General features: G+C 71.1%; 20 protein-coding genes. 15 read left to right on the forward strand and 5 right to left on the reverse strand.

Annotation, left to right across the window (positions count from 1 at the left end):
* The first annotated feature begins 244 nt into the window (after positions 1-244).
* The gene (locus AB0H86_RS19475; RefSeq protein ID WP_362439756.1) at positions 245-2,254 is read left to right on the forward strand and encodes a bifunctional polysaccharide deacetylase/glycosyltransferase family 2 protein; all 2,010 of its coding nucleotides are present in this window, start codon (positions 245-247) and stop codon (positions 2,252-2,254) included.
* A gap of 57 nt (positions 2,255-2,311) precedes the next feature.
* The gene (locus AB0H86_RS19480) at positions 2,312-3,535 is read left to right on the forward strand and encodes an LCP family protein (protein ID WP_362439597.1); all 1,224 of its coding nucleotides are present in this window, start codon (positions 2,312-2,314) and stop codon (positions 3,533-3,535) included.
* Positions 3,536-3,580: 45 nt separating this feature from the next.
* Here AB0H86_RS19480 and AB0H86_RS19485 read toward each other — a convergent pair whose 3' ends face one another.
* The 3 genes from AB0H86_RS19485 to AB0H86_RS19495 form a co-directional block, all read right to left on the reverse strand.
* Entirely contained in the window at positions 3,581-4,765 is a 1,185-nt protein-coding gene (locus AB0H86_RS19485) for a flavin-dependent monooxygenase (RefSeq protein WP_362439600.1), read from the reverse strand.
* A 79-nt stretch (positions 4,766-4,844) separates the two neighbouring features.
* A complete protein-coding gene (locus tag AB0H86_RS19490) occupies positions 4,845-5,495 on the reverse strand; it encodes a response regulator transcription factor (RefSeq protein ID WP_362439603.1) in 651 nt (216 codons plus the stop codon).
* Positions 5,492-6,706 carry a sensor histidine kinase gene (locus tag AB0H86_RS19495; RefSeq protein WP_362439759.1) on the reverse strand — a complete coding sequence of 405 codons (1,215 nt, stop codon included), beginning with the start codon at positions 6,704-6,706 and terminating at the stop codon, positions 5,492-5,494. Before AB0H86_RS19495 ends, AB0H86_RS19490 begins: the two co-directional genes overlap by 4 nt.
* A 293-nt stretch (positions 6,707-6,999) precedes the next feature.
* Here AB0H86_RS19495 and AB0H86_RS19500 point away from each other — a divergent pair, with 293 nt between their 5' ends.
* The 9 genes from AB0H86_RS19500 (at position 7,000) to AB0H86_RS19540 (ending at position 15,194) form a co-directional block, all read left to right on the forward strand.
* Positions 7,000-7,782 (forward strand): class I SAM-dependent methyltransferase, encoded by a 783-nt coding sequence (locus tag AB0H86_RS19500; RefSeq protein WP_362439606.1) that lies wholly within the window; start codon positions 7,000-7,002, stop codon positions 7,780-7,782.
* A gap of 264 nt (positions 7,783-8,046) precedes the next feature.
* On the forward strand, positions 8,047-9,162 hold the full coding sequence (locus tag AB0H86_RS19505) for a Gfo/Idh/MocA family oxidoreductase (protein WP_362439609.1): 1,116 nt from the start codon (positions 8,047-8,049) through the stop codon (positions 9,160-9,162).
* Complete coding sequence (locus AB0H86_RS19510; RefSeq protein ID WP_362439611.1) at positions 9,159-10,085, forward strand: PmoA family protein; 927 nt, start codon at positions 9,159-9,161, stop codon at positions 10,083-10,085. Before AB0H86_RS19505 ends, AB0H86_RS19510 begins: the two co-directional genes overlap by 4 nt.
* A complete protein-coding gene (locus AB0H86_RS19515) occupies positions 10,079-10,855 on the forward strand; it encodes a cupin (protein WP_362439614.1) in 777 nt (258 codons plus the stop codon). Before AB0H86_RS19510 ends, AB0H86_RS19515 begins: the two co-directional genes overlap by 7 nt.
* A gap of 103 nt (positions 10,856-10,958) precedes the next feature.
* Positions 10,959-12,242 (forward strand): ABC transporter substrate-binding protein, encoded by a 1,284-nt coding sequence (locus tag AB0H86_RS19520; RefSeq protein WP_362439617.1) that lies wholly within the window; start codon positions 10,959-10,961, stop codon positions 12,240-12,242.
* Complete coding sequence (locus AB0H86_RS19525) at positions 12,239-13,183, forward strand: sugar ABC transporter permease (RefSeq protein WP_362439620.1); 945 nt, start codon at positions 12,239-12,241, stop codon at positions 13,181-13,183. The genes AB0H86_RS19520 and AB0H86_RS19525 overlap by 4 nt, the downstream gene beginning before the upstream one ends.
* Positions 13,180-14,040, forward strand: a complete 861-nt coding sequence (locus AB0H86_RS19530; protein WP_362439622.1) for a carbohydrate ABC transporter permease — start codon at positions 13,180-13,182, stop codon at positions 14,038-14,040. Before AB0H86_RS19525 ends, AB0H86_RS19530 begins: the two co-directional genes overlap by 4 nt.
* Positions 14,037-14,636, forward strand: coding sequence for a hypothetical protein (locus tag AB0H86_RS19535; protein WP_362439625.1), 600 nt, complete (start codon positions 14,037-14,039; stop codon positions 14,634-14,636). The genes AB0H86_RS19530 and AB0H86_RS19535 overlap by 4 nt, the downstream gene beginning before the upstream one ends.
* Before the next feature lie 105 nt (positions 14,637-14,741).
* On the forward strand, positions 14,742-15,194 hold the full coding sequence (locus tag AB0H86_RS19540) for a phospholipase (protein WP_362439628.1): 453 nt from the start codon (positions 14,742-14,744) through the stop codon (positions 15,192-15,194).
* A gap of 97 nt (positions 15,195-15,291) precedes the next feature.
* On the opposite strand, the gene AB0H86_RS19545 is transcribed toward AB0H86_RS19540, so the two are convergent.
* Complete coding sequence (locus AB0H86_RS19545) at positions 15,292-17,127, reverse strand: glycoside hydrolase family 15 protein (protein WP_362439631.1); 1,836 nt, start codon at positions 17,125-17,127, stop codon at positions 15,292-15,294.
* Positions 17,128-17,472: 345 nt separating this feature from the next.
* On the opposite strand from AB0H86_RS19545, the gene AB0H86_RS19550 reads away from it, so the two are divergent.
* From AB0H86_RS19550 to AB0H86_RS19560, 3 genes are all read left to right on the forward strand, one after another.
* Positions 17,473-18,354 (forward strand): SIS domain-containing protein, encoded by an 882-nt coding sequence (locus tag AB0H86_RS19550; protein WP_362439634.1) that lies wholly within the window; start codon positions 17,473-17,475, stop codon positions 18,352-18,354.
* 36 nt (positions 18,355-18,390) lie between these two features.
* Positions 18,391-19,263 carry a ketose-bisphosphate aldolase gene (locus AB0H86_RS19555; RefSeq protein WP_362439637.1) on the forward strand — a complete coding sequence of 291 codons (873 nt, stop codon included), beginning with the start codon at positions 18,391-18,393 and terminating at the stop codon, positions 19,261-19,263.
* Between the two features lie 64 nt (positions 19,264-19,327).
* Positions 19,328-20,101 (forward strand): AraC family transcriptional regulator, encoded by a 774-nt coding sequence (locus AB0H86_RS19560; RefSeq protein ID WP_362439640.1) that lies wholly within the window; start codon positions 19,328-19,330, stop codon positions 20,099-20,101.
* Positions 20,102-20,173: 72 nt separating this feature from the next.
* Here AB0H86_RS19560 and AB0H86_RS19565 read toward each other — a convergent pair whose 3' ends face one another.
* Positions 20,174-21,319, reverse strand: coding sequence for a methyltransferase (locus AB0H86_RS19565; protein ID WP_362439643.1), 1,146 nt, complete (start codon positions 21,317-21,319; stop codon positions 20,174-20,176).
* A gap of 56 nt (positions 21,320-21,375) precedes the next feature.
* On the opposite strand from AB0H86_RS19565, the gene AB0H86_RS19570 reads away from it, so the two are divergent.
* Positions 21,376-22,026, forward strand: coding sequence for an alpha-ketoglutarate-dependent dioxygenase AlkB (locus AB0H86_RS19570; protein WP_362439646.1), 651 nt, complete (start codon positions 21,376-21,378; stop codon positions 22,024-22,026).
* Positions 22,027-22,047: the final 21 nt, after the last annotated feature.

Consider the following 22,047-nt stretch of genomic DNA (forward strand, 5'->3'; position numbering starts at 1 on the left):
CGCCGTGGCTACACTCGCGCCCCATGCGCAACATGAGCCCGATCAGGCAGTGCCACAAGGCGTCCCCCCTCCTCCCGCGCTCCGGCGCCCCGGAGGGAAGAAGAAACGCCTTGCTGTTGCACAGCACCCGGGCCCTGCACGGGGCATCTCCCGGGAAGGGGGCCGATGTTCCGTGAGGGGCCGGCACAAGCAGTCCCGCGACCCGCGCGCCCACTGGCTGTTACTGATCCTCGTCCTCCCCGCGATGTTCGCGGCCCTGCTCTTCGAGGGCTGGACCGACCACGAGGTCGACGCCGCGAAGACACGCTCCCCCTGCACCTCACCCGCACCGGACGCGGTCGCCGCCGGAAACGGCCCGGTGATCGGGATCAACGGTGACGGGATACAGACCGCGTCCATGCCCGCCCGCACCGTCGCCCTCACCTTCGACGGCGGCCCCGACCCGGTGTGGACCCCACGCCTGCTCGACCTGCTGCGCCGCCATCGCGCGCACGCCACCTTCTTCCTCTACGGCGCCCAGGCCGCCCGCCACCCGGATCTCGTCCGCCGAATCCGCGCCGAGGGCCACGAGATCGGCTCGAACACCTACACCGGCGCCGTCCTCGGCGAGGCGTCGTCCGCCCGCTTCACCACCGAACTCGACCTGACCCAGGCCGCGTTGGCGGGCACCGCGAACGTGCACACCACGCTGCTGCGGATGCCGCGCACCACCTCCCCGGACACCCTGTGCGGCCGGGAATGGCAGGCGGCCCGACAGGCCACCGCCCGTGGCTATGTCCTGGTCGCCGCCGACAAGGCCGCCCGCAAGCCGGCACAGGGAATGGTCCGGCAGCTCAGCCAGACCGAGACCGCCTACCGGGAGACCCGAAAACTCCTCGACGACCGGAGCGTCGACCGCTTCATCACCGTGACCGACGGACTCGACCTCACCCCGTACACCCCGGTGTCGACCGTCGCCCGCTGGCAGGGCACCGCCCTGATCTGGGGCACCGGCCTCGGGCGCGCCTTCTCGCAGGCGATGACGTGGGTCCTCGGGGTCGCGGGCGCGCTCGGCGTCCTGCGTCTGGCCCTGCTCGTCCTCTTCGCCCGCGCCCACGTCCGCCGGCTGGAGCGCTTCAGGCCCGGCGCGCCCTGGCTGCGGGAGGTGATCGAACCGGTGACGGTGCTCGTCCCCGCGTACAACGAGGAGGCGGGCATCGCGTCCACGCTGCACTCGCTTCTCGGATCCACCCACCGCGACCTGCAGATCGTCGTGATCGACGACGGCTCGACGGACCGTACGGCCGAGATCGCCGCGGGGATCGACGACCCGCGGGTGGAGGTGATCCGCACGCCCAACGGGGGCAAGGCCGCGGCCCTCAACACCGGTCTGGCGCACACCCGGCACGACATCGTGGTCATGGTCGACGCCGACACCGTCTTCGAGCCCGAGGCCGTGCACCGGCTCGTGCAGCCGCTGGCCCATCCCGCCGTCGGCGCGGTCAGCGGGAACACCAAGGTCGGCAACCGGCGGGGGCTGCTCGCGAAGTGGCAGCACCTGGAGTACTGCTTCGGCTTCAACCTCGACCGGCGGATGTTCGAGGTGCTGGAGTGCATGACGACCGTTCCCGGCGCCATCGGGGCCTTCCGCAGGGACGCGCTGCTGGGTGTCGGCGGGATCAGCGAGGACACCCTCGCCGAGGACACCGACCTCACGATGGCCCTGTGGCGGGCGGGCTGGCGGGTGCTCTACGAGGAGTCCGCCGTCGCCTGGACCGAAGTCCCCACCTCGCTGGGGCAGTTGTGGCGCCAGCGCTACCGCTGGTGCTACGGGACCATCCAGGCCATGGGCAAGCACCGGGGCGCCGTCCTCGGCGTGGGCACGGCCGGACGCTTCGGCCGCCGCGGTCTGAGCTACCTCGCGCTCTTCCAGGTCGTCCTGCCGCTGCTCGCACCGGTCATCGACGTCTACGCCCTGTACGGCGTCCTGTTCCTCGACCCGCTGCGGTCGGCCGGGGTCTGGTTCGCCTTCCTCGGTGTCCAACTGCTCTGCGCCGGTTACGCGTTGGGACTGGACGGCGAGCGCAGGCGGACGCTGTGGTCGATGCCGCTCCAGATCTTCGTCTACCGCCAGCTGATGTATCTGGTCGTCATCCAGTCCGTGGTCGCCCTGCTCCTCGGCAGTCGGCTGAAGTGGCAGCGGATGAAGCGTTCCGGCACGGCGGCTGAACAGATCGGCGGCCCCGCGCCGTACAAGAGCGTGCCGACGAGGTGATCCCGACGCTCCGAGGGAGACGAGGTGATCCGACGCTCCGAATGACTGGACAGGCCGATGGACGACTGGACCGACCACCGCGCGGGTGACGACGACCCGCTCGATGGCGCGACCGCCGGCATGACCGGGCCGGTACACGTCAGCACGGGCCGGGTGCTGCCGTACGCGCCTCCGCCCTCGACGCGTACCGCACCGCTGCCCGGCATGCCCTCGCCCGCCCCGCCGGGCCGAACCGGCGGGGAGGGCCCTCGCGGTCACCCGGACCGGGGGAGCAGAGTGCCCAGGGCCCGCCGCTCCGGGCGCCGCCGGGCGGTGCGGGCGGCGGTCGTCCTGCTCTGCGGTCTGCTCGCCGCCTGCGCCGGAACGTACCTGTGGGCCGACACCCGGCTCGACCAGGAGGTGGACCTCGGCGCGCTCACCGACCGCGCGGCCTCCGGCAAGGGGACCAACTACCTCGTCGTGGGCTCCGACAGTCGCGAGGGCCTGTCCCAGCGGGACCGCGAGGACCTGAACACCGGCTCGGCCGAGGGCCGCCGCACCGACTCCATGATCCTGCTGCACACCGGCACGAGCGGCACCACGATGATGAGCCTCCCGCGCGACTCGTGGGTGACCCTCCCGCCGTACGTCGATCCCGGCACCGGCAGAAGCTACCGCGCCGCGCCGAACAAGCTGAACGCGGCGTTCTCGCTGGGCGGACCCGAATTGCTCGTCCGGACCGTGGAGCGCAACACCGGACTGCACGTCGACCACTACGCCGAGATCGGTTTCGCGGGGTTCGTCGGCGTGGTGGACGCGGTCGGCGGCGTGGACATGTGTCTCGACCGGCCCGTCAAGGACAAGTCCTCGGGGGCGAACCTGCCCCGGGGCTGCCAGACCCTCGACGGCGCCGAGGCGCTGGCGTTCGTCCGGCAGCGCAAGCAGGAGGCCCAGGGCGATCTGGGGCGTACCCGGAACCAGCAGAAGTTCCTGACCGCGCTCGCCGCCAAGGCGACCACCACGGGCACGCTCCTGGACCCGGCCAAGTCGGTCCCGGCCGTCACCGCGGGCCTCGACACGCTCGTCGTGGACAAGAGCACCGACCTGCCGCGGCTCATGTCGCTGTTCCAGGCCATGCGGGGCGTCGCCGGCGGAGGTGGCCGCCAGCTCAACGTGCCCGTCTCCGACCCGAGCGTCACCACCTCCAAGGGCAGTGCCGTGCTGTGGGACACGGCCCGCGCCCGGAAGCTCTTCGGCGAGTTGAAGCAGGACCTGCCGGTGACCGGCCCACGCCAGAAGTGACCTGGAGCAGACGCGGAATTGGCCTGGCACGGAGGCTGCGGTGACCTAGATGAAGGGTGTCCCCGCGTCCAACCCGGACAGGACCCGGCCGTACAGCTCCAGGTTGGTGGCCGGGTTGACGAAGGAGTGCAGGCTCAGCGCGTGCAGATCGCGCACGGCACGCTGGACCGGCACCTCCCGGCGTAGCGAGGACGCACCGGAGGCGGACGCGATCAGGTCGACGGCCTCCTTGCACAGCCGTGTCGCATAGCCGCTCTGCGCCCGGATCCTGGCCCGTTCCGGCAGGGTGTACGGCTCGCCGCTCTGTGCCCGGGACTCGATCAACGCGACGAACTCGGCGGTCAACGCCTCGGCGCAGGAGATCCGCATCGCGGCCTCGGCCGCCTGCAGATGGGTGACGGCAGCCTCGTGCTGGCGCTCGTGGAAGGTGTAGGTGATGCCCCGCCGGTGGATCCGCTCGGTGAACTCCGCCAGCGCCGACCGGGCAAGACCGAGGGCGGTCGGCACGGTCCAGGCACAGAAGAGCAGCAGGACGGGCATCCCGTAGAAGGGGTCGTCGGCGTTGGCCTTCGAGGGGAAACGGCCGCCCAGCAGGGGCCCGACCGGCAGGACCCGGTGCGCGGGTACGACGACGTCCCGCGCGACGACGCTGTTGCTGCCACTGCCGGCCAGACCCGAGACATGCCAGTCGTCGAGGACATCCAGCTCGGCCATGGGGACGGCGGTCCACAGCACCTCGGGCGGTCCGTCACCGGAGGGGAGGCGGGCCGTCAGGAGATGCCAGTCGGCGTCCTGGCAGCCGGTGGCGAAGGCCGAGGTCCCGTTGACGACATAGCCGTCGTCCGTCGCGACGGCCGTGGCATCCGGGATGAGGGTGCCGCTCACCCGTACGTCCGGGCCGGTGAAGATCTCGTCCTGCGCCTCGTCCGGGAAGAGTGCCGCGATGAAGGCGCAGCCGGCCTGGATCGACGCCATGAAGGCGGTCGAACCGCAGGCGGCGGCGATCTCGGCCAGCGCGTCGACCTGGGTCCGTAACCGGGTCTGGTACCCGCCGTAGCGCCGGGGGACGTTCATCCGGTGGATCCCGGCGTCCGACAGGGCCGCGACGACCTCGCCCGGCACCCGCCGCAACTGTTCGGCGCGTAGCGCGTGCTCGCGGACGAGGGGGCGGATCGCCCGTACCCGCTCCACCAGGTCGGCGTCGGAACGAGGCGCTGAGGACGGAGCCATGGAGGACCTCCGGGCACGACGGGGCCCTCACCGTGACGCGGATCGCCCGGGGTGTCAACGGATCCTGTCGTAGGGGGAGTTATCCGGCCAGCAGCCGCTTCTCCTTGGCGACCGCCACCGCGCCAGCGCGGGTCTCCACGCCCAACTTGCCGTAGATGCGGCCGAGATGGGTCTTCACCGTCGCCTCGCTGATGAACAGGGCTCGGGCGATCTCGCGGTTGCCCAGTCCGCGGGCGAGTTGTTCGAGGATCTCCCGTTCACGCGGGGACAGGGTGGGGCGCGGGCTGCGCAGGCGGGTCAGCAGCCGGTCGGCGACGGGGGACGAGAGCGTGGTACGGCCGGAGGCGGCGTCACGGATCGCCGTGAACAGTTCCTCGGGTTGTTCGGCCTTGAGCAGATAGCCGGTGGCTCCGGCCTCGATGGCGCGGGTGACGTCCGCGTCGGTGTCGAACATGGTGAGCACCAGGACCCGGGGGCCCGTCGTGCCGTCGTGGGTCAGACGCCGGGTGGCCGTCACACCGTCCATGCCGCCGTCGAGCTGAAGGTCCATCAGAACGACGTCGGGGCGCAGCCGGGCGGCCATGGCGAGCGCCTCCTCACCGGTGGCCGCCTCACCGACCACGTCGATGCCCTCGGCACTGGACAACAGGGCGCGCAGTCCGGCGCGTACGACGGCGTGGTCGTCGCACAGCAGCAGCCGGACAGACGGTGCGGGCACCGGCGTACTCACAGGACGGGCTCCTTGCGTGGGGCGGAGGGGGGCGCGGAGGCCAAGGGTGCCAGGGGGACGGCCACCGACACGACCGTGCCCTCGCCGGGGGCGGACTCCACGGTGAGCGTGCCGCCCGCCTGCCGGGCCCGGATGCGCATGGCCGGCAACCCGTGCCCCCGCTCCCGGTCCGTCTCCGGGGCGGACGAAGCGCGCGGTCCGTCCACCTCGAAACCGCGGCCGTTGTCCGCGATGTCGAGGGAGATCTGGTCGTCCAGGCAGGTCAGGGTCACCGCGGCCCGGGTCGCGGCCGCGTGCTCGCGTACGTTCGCGAGCGCCCCCTGGGCGATGCGCAGGAGCGCCGCCTCGACCCGTTCCGGTAGTCGGCCCGGGTCGCCGTCGAGTCGGAACTCCACGGCCAGGCCCGGGGCGCTGTCCCGTTCCGCCAGCACGGCGAGCGCGCCCGGGAGCGCGTGCTCGGCGAGGTCGGCCGGTGCCAGGTCGTGCACGAACCGGCGGGCCTCCGCCAGACCGCGGGAGGTGATCTCGGCCGCGTCGCGAAGGTGTGCGTGGGCCGTGTCCGGGTCCGTCCGCCAGACCCGCTCGGCTGCTTGGAGCAGCATCCGCTGGCTGGACAGGCCCTGCGCGACCGTGTCGTGGATCTCCGTGGCCAGCCGCTGGCGCTCCGCCAGCACACCTGCCCGCCGCTCGGTGGCCGCGAGGTCGTGGCGGGTGCGGACCAGATCCTCGATCAGCACGCGCTGCCGGGTTCCCTGGCGCTGCAGATGGACCAGTACGGCGGTGGCGACCGCGGCGACGGCCGGGGGCGCCACGACCATGTTCGGGTTGAGCGCGCCGTCCGCCACGCGTATCTCGGAGACGACGACCAGCACGGTGAGCACGCCGGCGAGCGGCAGTGCCAGCCGTGGCGGCAGCGCGTGCAGACCGGCGAACAGCAGCGGCATCGCACACCAGGTGGCACTGGGCGCGAGGACCAGCAGAGCGACCCAGACCGCAGTCACCGAGCCCAGCCAGACCAGATGGCGGGTGGTGGGCGCGGAGCCGGGGCGGGGCGCCGGGGCCAGGAAACGCCCGAGGACGTAGAGCAGACCGAAGCCCGCGAACAGCGCCACCACCCACCCGGTGCCCGACCCGCCCTGGTCGCGGTTCAGGAAGCGGGCGAACGAGGATCCGAGCAGCAGCAGGAACGCGACATCCACGGTCGTGGCCAGCCAGCGCTCGTCCGGATCATCCGAATTGCCCGAATCATCTGGGTCGGTAAGACTTGTCGAATCTGAGAGGTCGGTCGCACCGATCGGCTCCATCAGATTCATCGGGTCGGAGTGGTTCATCCTCCGTGTCTAGCCCGCCGTGCGCGGCACCGCATCAACCGATCGGCTGACATGGGTGCCGTCCGAACCGCTCCCGGAGCGAAGCCTGTTGACCGAGCCGGACACCCCGCTCACGCACCGAGGCTGGTGGCACGGCCCGCACCACTCCAGAACTCGGAAGCAGGGAGCCCCCTATGTCCGGCAAGAACCTCACCGTCAACCGCGCCGCACTCGGCCACCGCATCGGCTACGCCCTGCGTCATCCCGACCGCGTCCCCCGCCATCTGGCCCGCGCCACCCGGGACATATGGCTGCGCCGCCGCCACACCGACCACGTCTCCTACTACCGGGCCGTGATGCGCTCCGACACCCGGACCGACCCCGACGCGGCGGTCGGCAGCCGCAACCGGGAGCGGTGGCTCGCACTCGGAGCGATGCAGTTCGACTACCTGGTCGGCCACGGTCTGCGCCCCGAGCACCGCATGCTGGAGATCGGATGCGGCAACCTGCGGGGAGGCTGGCGGTTCATCCGGCACCTGGAGGTCGGCCACTATTTCGGCATCGACATCTCGCCGGACATCCTGGTCTCCGCGCAGGACACCATCGTCGAGATGGGCCTGCAACAGCGACTCCCCACCCTGACCCCGGTGCGCGACCTGACACTGCGCTTCCTGCCCGACGCCCACTTCGACGTCGTGCACGCGCACAGTGTCTTCTCGCACTCGCCGCTTCCGGTGATCGAGGAGTGTCTGGCCCACGTCGGCCGGGTGCTCGCACCGGGCGGCTGGTTCGACTTCACCTTCGACCGCACCGAGGGCGAGGAACACCACGTGCTGCGTGAGGACTTCTACTACCGCACCGAGACGCTCCTCGCCCTGGCCGAACGACACGGCCTGCGAGCGCGTTTCATGGACGACTGGGAGGCCCTCCCGCACGGCCAGTCCAAGATCCGCGTCACCCACGCCGACCCGGAGTGACCGGTCGCCGCCGCGCACCTGTCGGGTCCGTGCGTGACCTGGTCCGTCCGCTCCGCGTGTGACCCGGCGCGTCCTCGCGGACCGTCGTACACCACAGCGCCGCCCCCTCCTGGGAGGCGGCGATCCGTGGGTTCGGGGCGCCGCCGTGGGTGAAAGGCGTTCCAACATCACCGCAGGGGGGTTGTTCGGACATTCTCCGGCCCCTAGGCTCCCTCGGAGCAAGCGCTTTCTGCGTCTGCCCGCAAGCTGTCCGAGGAGTACCGCATGTCCCCGCTCCCAGCCCGTCGCCGCGTCGCCGTGGTCGGTACTGGTGCCATCGTCAGCGGCAGCCACCTGCCCGCGCTCAGAGCCCACTCGGACCGGACGGAACTGGTGGCCGCCGTCGACGTGGACCAGGACCGCCTCGACCTGTTCCGGGAACTGGCGGGCGGCGAGGTGGCCGGATACACCACGATGGACGCGATGCTGGAGGCCGTGCGCCCCGACCTGGTCCTCATCGGCACGCCGCCGTCCCTGCACCGGGAGCAGACCATCGCCGCGCTGAAGTCGGGCGCCTGGGTGCTGTGCGAGAAGCCGCTGACCCTGTCGCTCGCGGAGTACGACGAGATCGCGGCGGCCGAGGAGGCGTCGGGCGCGTACGCGTCCGTGGTCTTCCAGCACCGCTACGGCTCGGGCGCCGCGCACGCCCGCGAACTGATCACCAGCGGTGAGCTGGGCGCCCCCCGGGTCGCGCACTGCCAGACCACCTGGCACCGGGACGCCGCCTACTACGCGGTGCCGTGGCGCGGCAAGTGGTCCACCGAGGGCGGCGGCCCCACGATGGGACACGGCATCCACCAGTACGACCTGCTGCTGCACCTGCTCGGCCCCTGGACGGAGATCCGGGCCATGGCCGCACGCCTGGTGCACGACACCGAGAGCGAGGACGTCTCCACGGCCCTGGTCCGGTTCGAGAACGGCGCCCTCGCCACCGTCGTCAACAGCGTGCTCTCCCCGGACGAGGTCAGCCGCATCCGCATCGACTGCGCGGACGCGACGGTCGAGCTCACGCATCTCTACGGGCACCGCAACGAGGACTGGGTCTACACCCCGGCCCCGCAGGTCGCCGCCGAGCGCGCCGAGGCCTGGCGCACCCCCGCGGCGGACGTGCCCAGCTCCCACACCGCTCAGCTCGGCGCCCTCCTCGACGCGTACGACAACGGTGTCAGGCCGCCGAACAGCGGCTCCGAGGCCCGTGCCACCCTTGAGTTCGCCGCCGCCCTCTACAAGGCGGCGTTCACCGGCAGCCCGGTGCACGCGGGCGAGATCGGACCAGGCGACCCGTTCTACCCGGCCATGCACGGAGACCACCCCAACTGGGCCCCCAAGGAGCGCGCATGAGCATCCGCGTCAGCCACGTCCACGGCGAGCACATCGCGGTCCAGGCCCCGGACGGCACCGAGATCTTCCGCTACGTCTACCGCCCCGACCCCGAGGCCTTCGAGGCCCGCAAGCCCTACGCCCACCCGGTGCGCACCCTCGCCGGGCGCACGGTGACCGGCTACCGCCCCAACGACCACCGCTGGCACAAGGGCCTGCAGATGACCGCGAGTCATCTGTCCGGACAGAACTTCTGGGGCGGCAACTGCTACGTCCACGGACAGGGCTATCTCCCCCTCCCCGAGCGCATCGGCTCGATGCGCCACGACGGTTTCCCCGCGTTCACGGTCGACGGCGACCGGCTCGCCTTCACCGAGGCACTCACCTGGGTGGAGAACGGCGGCGCGCAGTGGGCGCGCGAGGAGCGCGGTCTCGCCGTCCACTCGGTGGACGAGGAGGCCGGTGCCTGGGCGCTGGACTGGTCGATCCGGCTGACGAACCTGCGCGACGAACCGCTGGCCTTCGGCTCCCCGACCACCGCCGGCCGGGAGATGGCCGGTTACACGGGTCTGCAGTGGCGCGGACCGCGCGACTTCACCGGCGGCACGGTCTTCGCCCCGGACACCGACGCGGACGCGGACAAGCTGATGGGCTCCCAGGGCCCGTGGCTCGGCTTCACCACCGAGCACGACGACACCGACGGACACTCCACCCTCGTCTTCGCACACGCCCCGGAGAACCTCGACGAGACCTCGGCCGTCCACGCGTCGCACTGGTTCGTGCGCTCGGAGCCCTTCCCGACGGTCGCGTTCTCCTGGGCGTTCTTCGAGGAGTTCGAGCTGCCGCCCGGCGAGTCCTTCGCCTACCGCTACCGGGTGATCGTCGCGGACGGCGCCTGGGACGGCGACCGCGTCGGCACGTACCTGGCAGGTCTGCCGTGGTGAGCGGGCCCGCAGCGGCGAAACCGGCCCTTGCGCACCCGCTGCCCGGCGCCGTGGGGCTGTCCCACCTGAGTGCCTACGACTGGGAGGCGGCCGACGGGGTGTGCGGCGGCAGCCCGCATCTGCACCTGGTGTGCACGGAGGCGTACGTCGTCACCGGCGGCCGGGGCGCGGTGCAGACCCTGAGCCCCGACGGCTACCGGGACATCCCCCTGGAGGCGGGCTCGGTCGCCTGGTTCACCCCGGGCACCGTGCACCGCATGGTGCAGGGCGGCGACCTGCGGATCACCGTACTGATGCAGAACAGCGGCCTGCCGGAGGCGGGGGACGCCGTCTTCACCTTCCCGCCCGAGGTGCTCGCAGACCCGGAGAAGTACGCGGCGGCGGCCACGCTTCCGCCCGGCACCGGACCGGATACCGCCGCGGCGGCCAGGCGCCGCCGGGACCTCGCCGTCGAGGGCTACCTCGGTCTGCGGGAGTCCCTCGTCGCCGGCGACAACGGCCCCTACACCGAGTTCCAGCGCACCGCCGCCCGGCTGGTGCGCGCCAAGGTGCCGGCCTGGCGCGAGCTGTGGCGGGCCGGCGCGCTGGCCACCGCCGAACGCACCGGCGCCCAGCTCGACGCGCTGGCCGACGACGCGCCGGGGTATCTCGGCGAGGCGACCGCGTACGAGGCCGCGCCCACCCGGCTGGGGGGCTTCGGGATGTGCGGCCGGCGGGACGAGTACGCGCTGCCGGGAACCATGCTGCCGTATCGGGGCGAACAGGGATGAACAACGGCGACGACCAGGCCGAACGGGGGCGAGTGGCAGGGGGCGTCGCAGGGGGCTGAGGGGGGCCACAAGAAGTCCGAGGAAGGAATGAGGTGACCTCGGCATGCCCGGACACAGGACAAAGGGGTTCTGCGCATCGGCCGCCGCACTCGCGCTCTGTGCGGTGCTGGCCGGATGCGGGGGCTCCGGGGAATCGGTCGGCGGCGGCAAGGTCGCGCTGCGGTACACGTGGTGGGGCAACCCCGACCGCGCGGAACGCACCGAGCAGGCCGTCGCCCTGTTCGAGAAGCGCCATCCGAACGTGCGGGTGCAGACGTCGTTCTCGGGTTACGACGCCTACAAACAGAAGCTCGCCGTGCAGGCCACAGGCGGTGACGCGCCCGACGTGATGCAGCTGGACTACCGCCAGATCGACCAGTACGCCTCCGGTGGCGTGCTGCTCGACCTGGCGAAACAGAAGTCCGTCCTGCACACGTCCGAGATCGACCCGGGTCTGCTGGCCACCGGCCGGGTGGACGGCACCCAGTACGCCGTCCCGCAGGGCCGCGGCACCGAGACCGTCGTCTACGACGTCGGGACGTGGAAGAAGGCGGGTGTGCCGCTCCCGCGCCAGGGCTGGACCTGGGACGACTGGGCGGCGGCCGTACGCGAGCTGGCGAAGCGGACGGGCAAGCCGGGCGCCACCGACCCGGGCCAGAGCGAGGACGCCTTCGAGGTCTGGCTGCGCGGCCGGGGCAAGGCCCTCTACACCAAGGACGGCGGGCTCGGCTTCACCACCGACGACCTGGCCGAGTGGTGGACCTTCACCGACAGGCTCCGGCGCGAAGGCGCCGTCTCGCCCGCCGAGCAGACCACCCAGCTGGACGGGTCCGTCGAGAACACCCCGCTCGGACGTGGCAAGGCGATCGCCGACACCAACTGGGACGCCCCGTCCAGCGGTTACCTCGCCCTCATCCCGACCGGGATCGCCCTCGCGCCCATGCCGGCCGGCGAGAACGGCACGCCCGGCCAGTACTTCAAGCCGTCGATGTTCCTCGGCGTCTCCGCCAACACCGGCCACGCGAAGGAGTCGGCGCAGCTAGTCGACTTCCTCCTCAACGACCAGGACGCCGCCGAGATCCTCGGCGCCACCCGCGGTATCGCCGTCAACGAGACCATCCGCGAGGAGACCGCGTCCCAGCTGAAGGACTTCGACAAGACCGTCGCCGACTTCCAGTCGTCCCTCGAAGGCACTCTCAAGGATCCGCCGCAGGCCCCGCCCTCCGGCGACAACGCCCTGCAGAGCACCTTCCAGCGCGACTACGACCAGGTGTCGTACCAGCGCATGTCGCCCCACGAGGCGGCCGAGAACTACGTCACCGAGGCGAAGGCGGAGCTGAGGTCATGACCACCACCGACATACCCGCTCCCCCCGCACGACCGAAGCGGGCCGTCACCGCCCCGAAGCGCCGCCCGAAACGCGAACGCGAGGGCGCCGCCTGGGTGTTCCTGTCCCCGTGGGTCCTCGGCGCGAGCGTCCTGACTCTGCTGCCGATGGCCGTGTCGCTGTACCTGTCGTTCACCGACTACAACCTGTTCGACCCCCCGCGATGGGTGGGCCTGCGCAACTACACGCAGATGTTCACCGAGGACCCGCGCTACTGGCGGTCGGTCATGACGACCCTGACGTACGTCGTCGTCGCCGTGCCCCTCCAACTCGCGCTCGCCCTCGTCGTAGCCCTCGCCCTGAAGTCCCTGAATCGCGGCAAGGGCTTCTACCGGTCCGCGTTCTACGCCCCCTCGCTGCTCGGCGCCTCGATGTCCATCGCCCTCGTCTGGCGGGCGGTCTTCAACGACGGCGGCACGGTGGACAACCTGCTCGGCACCGGCGGCTGGGTGAACAAGCCCGGCTGGGCGCTGCTGGCCGTAGCGCTGCTGACGGTGTGGCAGTTCGGCGCGCCGATGGTCATCTTCCTCGCGGGACTCCAGCAGATACCCGCCGAGCTCTACGAGGCGGCGGCCGTCGACGGGGCCGGAAAATGGCGTCAGTTCGTGTCCGTCACCGTGCCGATGCTGTCCCCGGTGCTCTTCTTCAACCTGGTGCTGCAGACCATCCAGGCCTTCCAGGTCTTCACCCCCGCCTTCGCGGTCAGCGCCGGCAAGGGCGGCCCCGCCGACTCGACCCTCGTCTACACCATGTACCTCTACGACCGTGGCTTCGTCGCCTCCCACATGGGCTACGCCTCCGCCATGGCCTGGGTGCTGCTGCTCGTCATCGGTGCCGTCACGGCGGTGCTGTTCCGCACCTCGCGCTCCTGGGTCTTCTACGCGTCCGAGGGGGACCGATGACCTCAACCGCCGTTGTCCGCAAGCCCGTTCGCTGGGGCCGTATCGTTCTGCACCTGGGCTGCCTGGCCGCCCTGCTGGTCATGCTCTACCCGCTGGCCTGGCTGCTCGCCACCTCGCTCAAGCCCGCCGACGAGGTCATCTCCAGTCTCGACCTGCTGCCCAGCCATCTGGAGTGGTCGAACTACAAGACGGCCATGGACGGCGTGAACGACGTGTCCATCTGGCGGCTGCTGTCCAACTCGCTGCTGATCGCGGGCGGTGCGGTCCTCGGCAACGTGATCAGCTGCTCGCTGGCCGCCTACGCCTTCGCCCGGCTGCGCTTCCGCTTCCGCGGCCCGCTGTTCGCCTTCATGATCGCGACGATCATGCTCCCGCATCACGCGGTGCTGATCCCGCAGTACATCATCTTCAACCAGCTCGGCCTGGTGAACACCTACTGGCCGCTGATCCTGCCGAAGTTCCTCGCCACCGAGGCGTTCTTCGTCTTCCTCATCGTGCAGTTCATGCGTGGTCTGCCGCGCGAGCTGGAGGAGGCGGCCCGTATCGACGGGTGCGGCCCGTTCCGCAGCTTCTTCCAGGTCGTGCTGCCGCTCACCCGGCCCGCGTTGATCACCACGGCGATCTTCACCTTCATCTGGACCTGGAACGACTTCTTCACCCAGCTGATCTATCTCTTCGACCCGGACAAGTTCACGCTCACGCTCGCCCTCAGGTCGTTCGTGGACGCCTCCAGCCAGTCGTCGTTCGGCCCGATGTTCGCGATGTCGGTGATCGCGCTGCTGCCGATCGTGCTGTTCTTCCTAGCCTTCCAGCGGTTCCTGGTGGAGGGCATGGCCAGCTCCGGAGTCAAGGGATGAGCTCATTGCGGACACGTGAGCCGGGTGAGCTGTTCGGGCCCCGGATGACCCTGTTCGCCGACGTGCTGAGTGTCGGCCTGGCCACAGCGGTGGCCTGTCTGCCGCTGGTGACCGCCCCGGCCGCTCTGTCGAGCGCGTGCGCGGTGCTGCGGGGCGTGGGGCAGGGGCAACCCGCCACCGCGGGGCGGTACTTCGCTCTCCTGCGGCGACGGCTGCGGGTGGGCGATCTGGCGGCCGGTGCCGTCGCTCTGGCGGGTGCGCTGCTGTGTGTCGCGGACCTGGCTTTGGCCGGGGCAGGGCTGCCGGGGGCGACGCTGTTCGCGGTGGTGGCCGCCGCGATCGGCACCGGCGCCCTGGTGGTGGGCCTCAGGGCCTGCGCCCGCCCCGAGTCGCTCACCGACTGGCCGGCCGCCGTGCGCGCGGCGGCGAAAGACACCGTACGGGATCCGGGCGGCTGTGGTCTGGTGCTGCTCGCGCTGGCGACCGCTGCCCTGTGCGCGTGGATGCTGGTCCCGCTCGCGTTTCTCGCGCCGGGGCCGCTGGCGTTGGCGCTCACCGCTGTCGACGTCCGATTGGCAGGCATATCGGAGAGTTGACGGTTCGTCAGAAGGCTGGCGGTGTGAAAGCCGGTCCAGGTGTGAATCCTCTTGTCATGAACCTGCGGCCCGACGGACGGGTCGCAGTTCTCATGGAGGTGTGGGATGCACCGCAGACTCACCACCGCGATGGCCGCCTCGACTCTGGCCCTGATCACCGTCGTCGGCACCGCCGCAGCCGCCGACGCCGCCCCCGCCGACAGGTCCCAGGTCCTCGCGAGCTGGACCCAGACCACCGCGTCGAGCTACAACTCCTGGGCCGCCGCCCGCGCGAACCAGTCCACCTGGAGCGCGTACGCGTTCGACTGGACCACGGACTACTGCTCCTCCTCGCCGGACAACCCGTTCGGCTTCCCCTTCCAGAAGTCCTGCGCCCGGCACGACTTCGGCTACCGCAACTACAAGGCGGCGGGAGCCTTCAGCGCCAACAAGACCCGACTGGACAGCGCCTTCTACGAGGACCTCAAACGGGTGTGCGCGGCCTACACCAGCGGTACGAAGGCCGCCTGCAACAGCACGGCGTGGACGTACTACCAGGCTGTGAAAGCCTTCGGCTGAGGTGCCTGTCCGGTCGGGGGTGCCCCGACCGGACAGTTCGGTCCGTCGTCCCGTCGTCCCGTCATCCTGTCGTTCCGGCGAGAGTTCTCCCGGTGGGTCAGCCGAGAGCGCGATCCAGGTTGAAGGCCGCGCTGATCAGGGCGAGGTGGGTGAACGCCTGCGGGAAGTTGCCCTGTTGCTCGCCGGTGTGGCTGATCTCCTCGGCGTACAGCCCGAGATGGTTGGCGTAGGTGAGCATCTTCTCGAAGGCCAGCCGTGCCTCGTCGATCCGCCCGGCGTGCACCATGGCCTCGACGTACCAGAACGAACAGATGGAGAACGTGCCCTCGTCGCCGCGCAGTCCGTCGGGGCTCTCCAGCGGGTCGTAGCGGTAGACCAGCGAGTCCGACACCAGGTCGTGGGTGAGGGCGTCCAGCGTGGACAGCCACTTGGGGTCGGTGGGCGCGATGAACTTCGTCAGCGGCATCATCAGTACCGCCGCGTCGAGCACGTCGCCGTCCTCGTGCTGCACGAAGGCCTGGCGGGTCTCGGACCAGCCCCGGCTCATGATCCGCCGGTAGATCGCGTCGCGGGACTCCCGCCAGCGGTTCAGGTCGGCGGGCAGACCCCGCCGGTTGGCCATGCGGATGCCCCGCTCGATCGCCACCCAGCACATCAGCCGCGAGTACAGGAAGTTCTTGCGGCCGCCGCGGGTCTCCCAGATGCCCTCGTCCGGCTGGTCCCAGTTCCCGCACACCCAGTCCACCAGCGCGCACACGTCGTCCCACTGACCGCTGGAGATCGGCTTGGCCCACTTGTCGTAGAGGTAGATCGAGTCGATCAGCGCGCCGTAGATGTCCAGTTGGAGCTGCTCGGCGGCGGCGTTGCCGATCCGCACCGGCGCGGAGGTCTTGTGCCCCTCCAGGTGGTCGAGTTCACGCTCCGTCAGATCCGTACGGCCGTCGATGCCGTACATGATCTGCAGCGGGCCGGAGGGTTTGCCGTCGCCCGGACTGATGTGGCGGGTCACGAAGTTCATGAACGCCTCGGCCTCGCCGGTGAAGCCCAGCCGAAGCAGCGCGTACACGCAGAACGCGGCGTCCCGTACCCACACGTACCGGTAGTCCCAGTTGCGCTCCCCGCCGATCTGTTCCGGCAGACTCGTCGTCGGCGCCGCCACGATCGCGCCCGTCGGCGCGTACGTCAGCAGTTTCAGCGTGAGGGCCGAGCGGTGCACCATCTCCCGCCAGCGGCCACGGTACTTGGACGCGGACAGCCAGTGCCGCCAGTACGCCACCGTGGTGGTGAACTGTTCCTCGGCCTCCGTCCGCGCGCACCGGCGCGGCGCCACCTCGCCGCCCACCTGGTCCAGAGCGAACACCGCCGACTCGCCCTCGGCCAGCTTGAAGTCGGCGCGCGCGTCCAGGCCGTCGACCTCCAGCGGCACGGTCGCGGTCAGCCCGAGGGAGAGCTTCGCGGACTCGAACACCGCGACGTCACCGGCCATCCGCACGGTGTGCGGCTCGGCGCCGTAGTCGAAGCGCGGTGCCACCCGGGTACGGAACGGGATGGACCCGCGCACGCACAGCACCCGCCGGATCAGCCGGTGGCGCTCGGTCTCCACCGAGCCGCCGTCGACCGGCATGAAGTCCTGCACCTCGCCGACGCCGTCCTCGGTGAAGAACCGAGTGATCAGCACGTTGGTGTCGGGGAAGTAGAACTGCTTCGTCGTGGCCGGCACGGTGGCCGCCAGCTCGAAACAGCCGCCCTTGTCCGAGTCCAGGATCGACGCGAAGACGCTCGGAGCGTCGAAGGAGGGGCAGCAGTACCAGTCGATCGTCCCGTCGGTGCCCACCAGGGCCACACTGCGCAGATCGCCGATCAGACCGTGCTCGGCGATCGGCAGATACCGTCCGCCCCCGGACACATGCTGTGCGGTCGGTTGTCCATCCATCGCAGCCTCCATGCCCGGCACGCCCCTCGGCCTCAGCCTCAGCTTAGGCGTCCAGAGACAGCGCCGGGCCGGTAACACCGCTGGACCGCGACCACCCGCGGCCCACGTTCCTCGAACGGGCGCACCCCCGTCCGGAGCCGATAGTGCGTCCCTATGTCCGAATGCTTGATTGTGCTCGAAACATCGCTATATCTTGCAAGAAAAATCAAAGCTGAGGATCTACGTCGGGGCTCGAAGCCGACGCTCGAAGACGGCGCTCGAAGCCGACGCTCGAAGACGACGCTCGAAGACGGTGCTCGAAGACGACGCTCGAAGACGGTGCTCGAAGCGGAGGAGAGGTACGGCATGACCCATGTCGAGGACGAGTTGACGAGCCAGCCCGAGTGCTGGACCCGGGCCGCGGCGCAGGCGCCTGAACACGGCGGGGCGCTCCCGGCGCCGGGGGAGCGGGTCGCGCTCGTCGGGTGCGGCACCTCGTACTTCATGGCGCAGTCCGTCGCGGCGCTGCGCGAGGCGTCCGGGCAGGGCGAGACGGACGCCTTCGCCGCGTCCGAGTTCCCGCACGGCCGCTCCTACGACCGGGTGGTCGCCCTCACCCGGTCCGGCACCACCACCGAAGTACTCGAACTACTGGGGGAGTTGAAGGGGCGCTCGCGAACGACCGCGATCACCGCGGACCCGCACACCCCCGTCATGACGGCCGCCGACGATCTCGTCGTCCTCGACTTCGCCGACGAACGCTCCGTCGTCCAGACCCGGTTCGCCACCACCGCCCTGACCCTGCTCCGCGCCCACCTCGGCCTGCACAGCGACGCCGTCGTCACCGACGCTCGCACCGCACTCACGACCCCGCTTCCGGAAGGGCTCGTCGACCGCACTCAGTTCACCTTCCTGGGGCGCGGCTGGACCGTGGGCCTCGCGAACGAGGCGGGACTGAAGATGCGCGAGGCCTGCCTCGCCTGGACCGAGGCCTACCCGGCGATGGAGTACCGGCACGGCCCCATCAGCGTCACCACCCACGGCACCGCCACCTGGATGCTCGGCGAGGCGCCGGACGGGCTGGCGGAACAGGTACGGGCGACCGGCGGATCATGGGTGGCGGGCGGCCTGGACCCGCTCGCCGAACTGGTCCGCGTCCAGCGTCTCGCGGTGGCGGTCGCCGCGGCCCGCGGCCTGGACCCCGACCTGCCGCGCCACCTCACCCGCTCGGTGATCCTCGCCCCCTGAGCCCCTTGAGCCCCTGAAGCCACGGAAGGACCAGCCGTGCCCCTCGCGACCACCGGCGAGCTCGTCACCCGCGCCGCCGCGGCCCACTCCGCCGTCGCCGCCTTCAACATCATCACCCTCGAACACGTCGAGGCGGTCATCGCCGGCGCCGAGTCGGTAGGCGCCCCCGTTGTCCTCCAAGTCAGCGAGAACGCGGTCAAGTTCCGTTACGGACGCCTGCTTCCGCTCGCCCGCGCCGCCGTCGCCGCGGCCGAACGCGCTGCCGTACCCGTCGCGTTGCACCTCGACCACGTACAGAGCGACGACCTGCTGCGCCAGGCCCCAGCCGCCGGATTCAGCTCCGTCATGTACGACGGCTCCCGGCTGCCCTACGCCGAGAACCTCACCGCGACCAGATCCGCCGCCGACTGGGCACACACACAAGGGCTCTGGATCGAGGCCGAGTTGGGGCGGGTGGGCGGCAAGGCCGGACCGGACGGCCGGGCGGATCCCGGCGAGGGCCCGTCGGACGCCCACGCGCCCGGTGCCCGTACCGACCCCGTCGAGGCCCGCGCCTTCGTCGCGGACTCCGGCGTGGACGCGCTCGCCGTCGCCGTCGGCAGCTCGCACGCCATGACCACACGCACCGCCGCCCTCGACCGCACCCTCCTCGAGCGGCTGGCCGCGACACTGGACGTGCCCCTCGTACTGCACGGCTCGTCCGGGCTGCCGGACGACGAACTGGCCGCGGCCGCCGCGGGCGGCATCGCCAAGGTGAACGTCGGCACCGCCCTCAACATCGCCATGACCGGCGCGATCCGGACCTTCCTCGCCGCCCACCCCGAGGCGGTGGACTCACGCTCCTACCTCGCCGTCGGACGGGAGGCGATGGTGCGCACGGTCGCGGAGATCATCCGGGCGCTGGACTGACGTCCGCCTCGCGCGCTGGGCAAGGACCCGGTCGGCGTCCGGCCCGCACTGGTAATTTCCGGCCATGCAGGAGACCGAGCTCCACCTCGGCGAACCCCCCGTCGTGGCGAACGCCGGCGTCGGTGTGCACGGCGTCGCCGGCCGCACCGACGTGTTCCGGCTGCCCGAGCTGTGGCAGCTGCACCTGTACCAGTACGACGCCGAGCTCCTGGTCGACGGCACGGCGCACATCGTCCGCCCGGGCCGGGTCAGCCTGATCCCGCCGGGCGCCACGGTCCGCTACCGCTACCGGGGCCGCTCCGAGCACCTCTACGCCCACTTGCGCATCGCGGCCACCGGACCCGTCCGCACGCTCCCCGTGGTCCAGGATGCCGGGCCCGAACTCCCCATCCTCAGCTCTCTGTTGTGGCAGGCGGTCACCGCGGTGCCCCGGGACCCCGAGCGCACCCGCGCCGAGATCTGGACCGCGCTGTGGCGTATCGCCCAACTGGCCCCGGCGGCCTCGCTGCCCGGCCCGCATCCGGTGGTCAACACAGCCATCGGCTATATCGAGGCCCACCTGGCGGCCCCGCTGACCGTGCCGGAGGTCGCGCGGGCGGTCGGCGTCTCGCACAACCACCTCACCCGGCTCCTGCACGAGGCCACCGGAACCACGGTCGTCGGCTACATCCGCCGCCGCAGACTCGCCCGCGCCCACCATCTGCTGCGGGCCTCGACCCTGTCCATCCCCGCCGTCGCCGCGTCCGTCGGCATCCCCGACCTCCAGGCGTTCAACAAGGCGTGCCGCCGGGAACTGGGCGCGTCACCACGGGCGCTCAGGGGAACGGCCGAGCCCTGACGGGCGCGCCCTTCCCGACGGTGGACCGGCTGTCTCGTGACGCCGCCCGAAATGTCCCCTGACCAGTGCCGGCTACCGCTTGACGGCCTTGAGCACCACGAACTTCGGATCACTGGCGACAAGCCGACTGTTGCCGAACAGGCGCCGCAGCTTCACGTGATACCCGAGGTGCCGATTGCCGATCACCCACAGTTCGCCGCCGGAACGCAGCGCCCGCTCGGCGTCGGTGAACATCCGCCGCGCCGTCGCGTCCGTCGTCGCCTGGTGCGAGTGGAACGGGGGATTGTTGAGCACGAGGTCGACGCTCCCGGCCGGTACCCCCGCCAGCCCGTCCCCGACCAGGAACTCCGCGTGCCCGGGCGCGCCGTTCGCCTGGTACGTCGCCTCCGCCGAGGCCACCGCCTGGAAGGACTCGTCCGCGAACAACACCTCCGCCTCGGGATCGGCCAGTGCCACCGCCGTACCGACGACACCGTTGCCGCATCCCAGGTCCACGACCCGGCGCAGGCCCTTCGTGGCCGGCATATGGCGGAGCAGGAACCGGGTGCCGATGTCGAGCCGGTCGGCGCAGAAGACGCCCGCGTGATTGACGACGGTGCGCCCCGACACCGGGCCGATGCCGTCGGGAAGGACATAGCTGTACGGCCAGGGGGTGCCGGCCCGTGCCCGCGTCGGATCCGGCGTACAGAAGATGAGCCGCGCCTTCTTCTCGGCGAGCGAGGTCCGGGTCGGTCCGAGGATCCGCTCGAACAACCGGAGCGTCGAGGTGTGGATCTCCTTCACCATGCCGGTGCCGACGACGACCGTGCCCTCGTGCACGGCGGGCGCCAGCCGCAGCAGCTGGTCCTCGAGAAGCGCCAGGCTCTTCGGCACGCGCACCAGCAGGACGTCGACCCGGGAGGGCGGGGTGTCCCGAGTGGTCAGCAGCCCCACCGAGTCCTCATCGACACCGCCCCGGGCGAGGTTGGCCCGGGTCGCCTCCCGGGTGAGGAAAGAGTCGGTGATCTGCACCGGGCGGTGCGCCGAGAGTGCCGTGACCAGCGCGCCCCAGCGGTCACCGACCACCACGACCGTGCCGGACAGGGGGACCCCCTCGTCCGCGAGATGCTGGAGCAGGTACTCGTCGGAGGCGTCCCAGGCACGCAGCCGGTCACGCGGGTTCTCGGGGAAGCGGGACAGCTCGAACTCGCCCCAGGGCGTCTTCATACGGTCGTTCATCGTGCGACCAGGCTAGCCGAGCCGCAGCTCAGGGCTCGTCGGGAAGGATGGAGACCATGGACACGGAGCTGTTCCCCAGATCCCGTACGCGGATCGCGCCCGGCGCGGTGCACGTACCGGACTGGCTGGACCCGGCCCGGCAGCGGAAGCTGCTGGCGGCCTGCCGGGAGTGGGCCCGCCCACCGGCCGGCCTGCGCACGGTCCGCACCCCCGGCGGCGGCACGATGACCGCGCGCCAGGTCTGCCTGGGCTGGCATTGGCATCCGTACGCCTACTCCCGCACCGTCGTCGACGGCGACGGCGCCCCGGTGAAGCCGTTCCCCGACTGGCTGGGGGAGCTCGGCCGCCGCGCGGTGACCGACACGCTCGGCGGCGAGGAGGCCGCGACCGCCGCGTACGACATCGCGCTGATCAACTTCTACGACGGGGACGCCCGCATGGGCATGCACCGCGACAGCGACGAGAAGTCGCACGCCCCGGTGGTGTCCCTGAGCCTCGGCGACACCTGCGTCTTCCGCTTCGGCAACACCGAGACCCGCACCCGCCCGTACAGCGACGTCGAACTACGCAGCGGCGACCTGTTCGTCTTCGGCGGCCCCTCCCGGCTCGCCCATCACGGAGTGCCCCGGGTGCACGCGGACACCGCGCCGCCCGAGTTGGGACTGACAGGACGGCTGAACATCACGCTCCGGGTCAGCGGTCTGTAAACCCCCGCACCTGCGGATCAT

This window comes from Streptomyces sp. NPDC050997, from assembly GCF_040660135.1.
GTDB lineage: Bacteria > Actinomycetota > Actinomycetes > Streptomycetales > Streptomycetaceae > Streptomyces.

Coding starts and splice junctions, on each gene's coding strand:
- AB0H86_RS19475 (WP_362439756.1), top strand. CDS start 245: ATGTTCGCGGCCCTGCTCTTCGAGGGCTGGACCGACCACGAGGTCGAC.
- AB0H86_RS19480 (WP_362439597.1), top strand. CDS start 2,312: ATGGACGACTGGACCGACCACCGCGCGGGTGACGACGACCCGCTCGAT.
- AB0H86_RS19485 (WP_362439600.1), bottom strand. CDS start 4,765: ATGGCTCCGTCCTCAGCGCCTCGTTCCGACGCCGACCTGGTGGAGCGG.
- AB0H86_RS19500 (WP_362439606.1), top strand. CDS start 7,000: ATGTCCGGCAAGAACCTCACCGTCAACCGCGCCGCACTCGGCCACCGC.
- AB0H86_RS19505 (WP_362439609.1), top strand. CDS start 8,047: ATGTCCCCGCTCCCAGCCCGTCGCCGCGTCGCCGTGGTCGGTACTGGT.
- AB0H86_RS19510 (WP_362439611.1), top strand. CDS start 9,159: ATGAGCATCCGCGTCAGCCACGTCCACGGCGAGCACATCGCGGTCCAG.
- AB0H86_RS19520 (WP_362439617.1), top strand. CDS start 10,959: ATGCCCGGACACAGGACAAAGGGGTTCTGCGCATCGGCCGCCGCACTC.
- AB0H86_RS19525 (WP_362439620.1), top strand. CDS start 12,239: ATGACCACCACCGACATACCCGCTCCCCCCGCACGACCGAAGCGGGCC.
- AB0H86_RS19530 (WP_362439622.1), top strand. CDS start 13,180: ATGACCTCAACCGCCGTTGTCCGCAAGCCCGTTCGCTGGGGCCGTATC.
- AB0H86_RS19535 (WP_362439625.1), top strand. CDS start 14,037: ATGAGCTCATTGCGGACACGTGAGCCGGGTGAGCTGTTCGGGCCCCGG.
- AB0H86_RS19540 (WP_362439628.1), top strand. CDS start 14,742: ATGCACCGCAGACTCACCACCGCGATGGCCGCCTCGACTCTGGCCCTG.
- AB0H86_RS19545 (WP_362439631.1), bottom strand. CDS start 17,127: ATGGATGGACAACCGACCGCACAGCATGTGTCCGGGGGCGGACGGTAT.
- AB0H86_RS19550 (WP_362439634.1), top strand. CDS start 17,473: ATGACCCATGTCGAGGACGAGTTGACGAGCCAGCCCGAGTGCTGGACC.
- AB0H86_RS19560 (WP_362439640.1), top strand. CDS start 19,328: ATGCAGGAGACCGAGCTCCACCTCGGCGAACCCCCCGTCGTGGCGAAC.
- AB0H86_RS19565 (WP_362439643.1), bottom strand. CDS start 21,319: ATGAACGACCGTATGAAGACGCCCTGGGGCGAGTTCGAGCTGTCCCGC.
- AB0H86_RS19570 (WP_362439646.1), top strand. CDS start 21,376: ATGGACACGGAGCTGTTCCCCAGATCCCGTACGCGGATCGCGCCCGGC.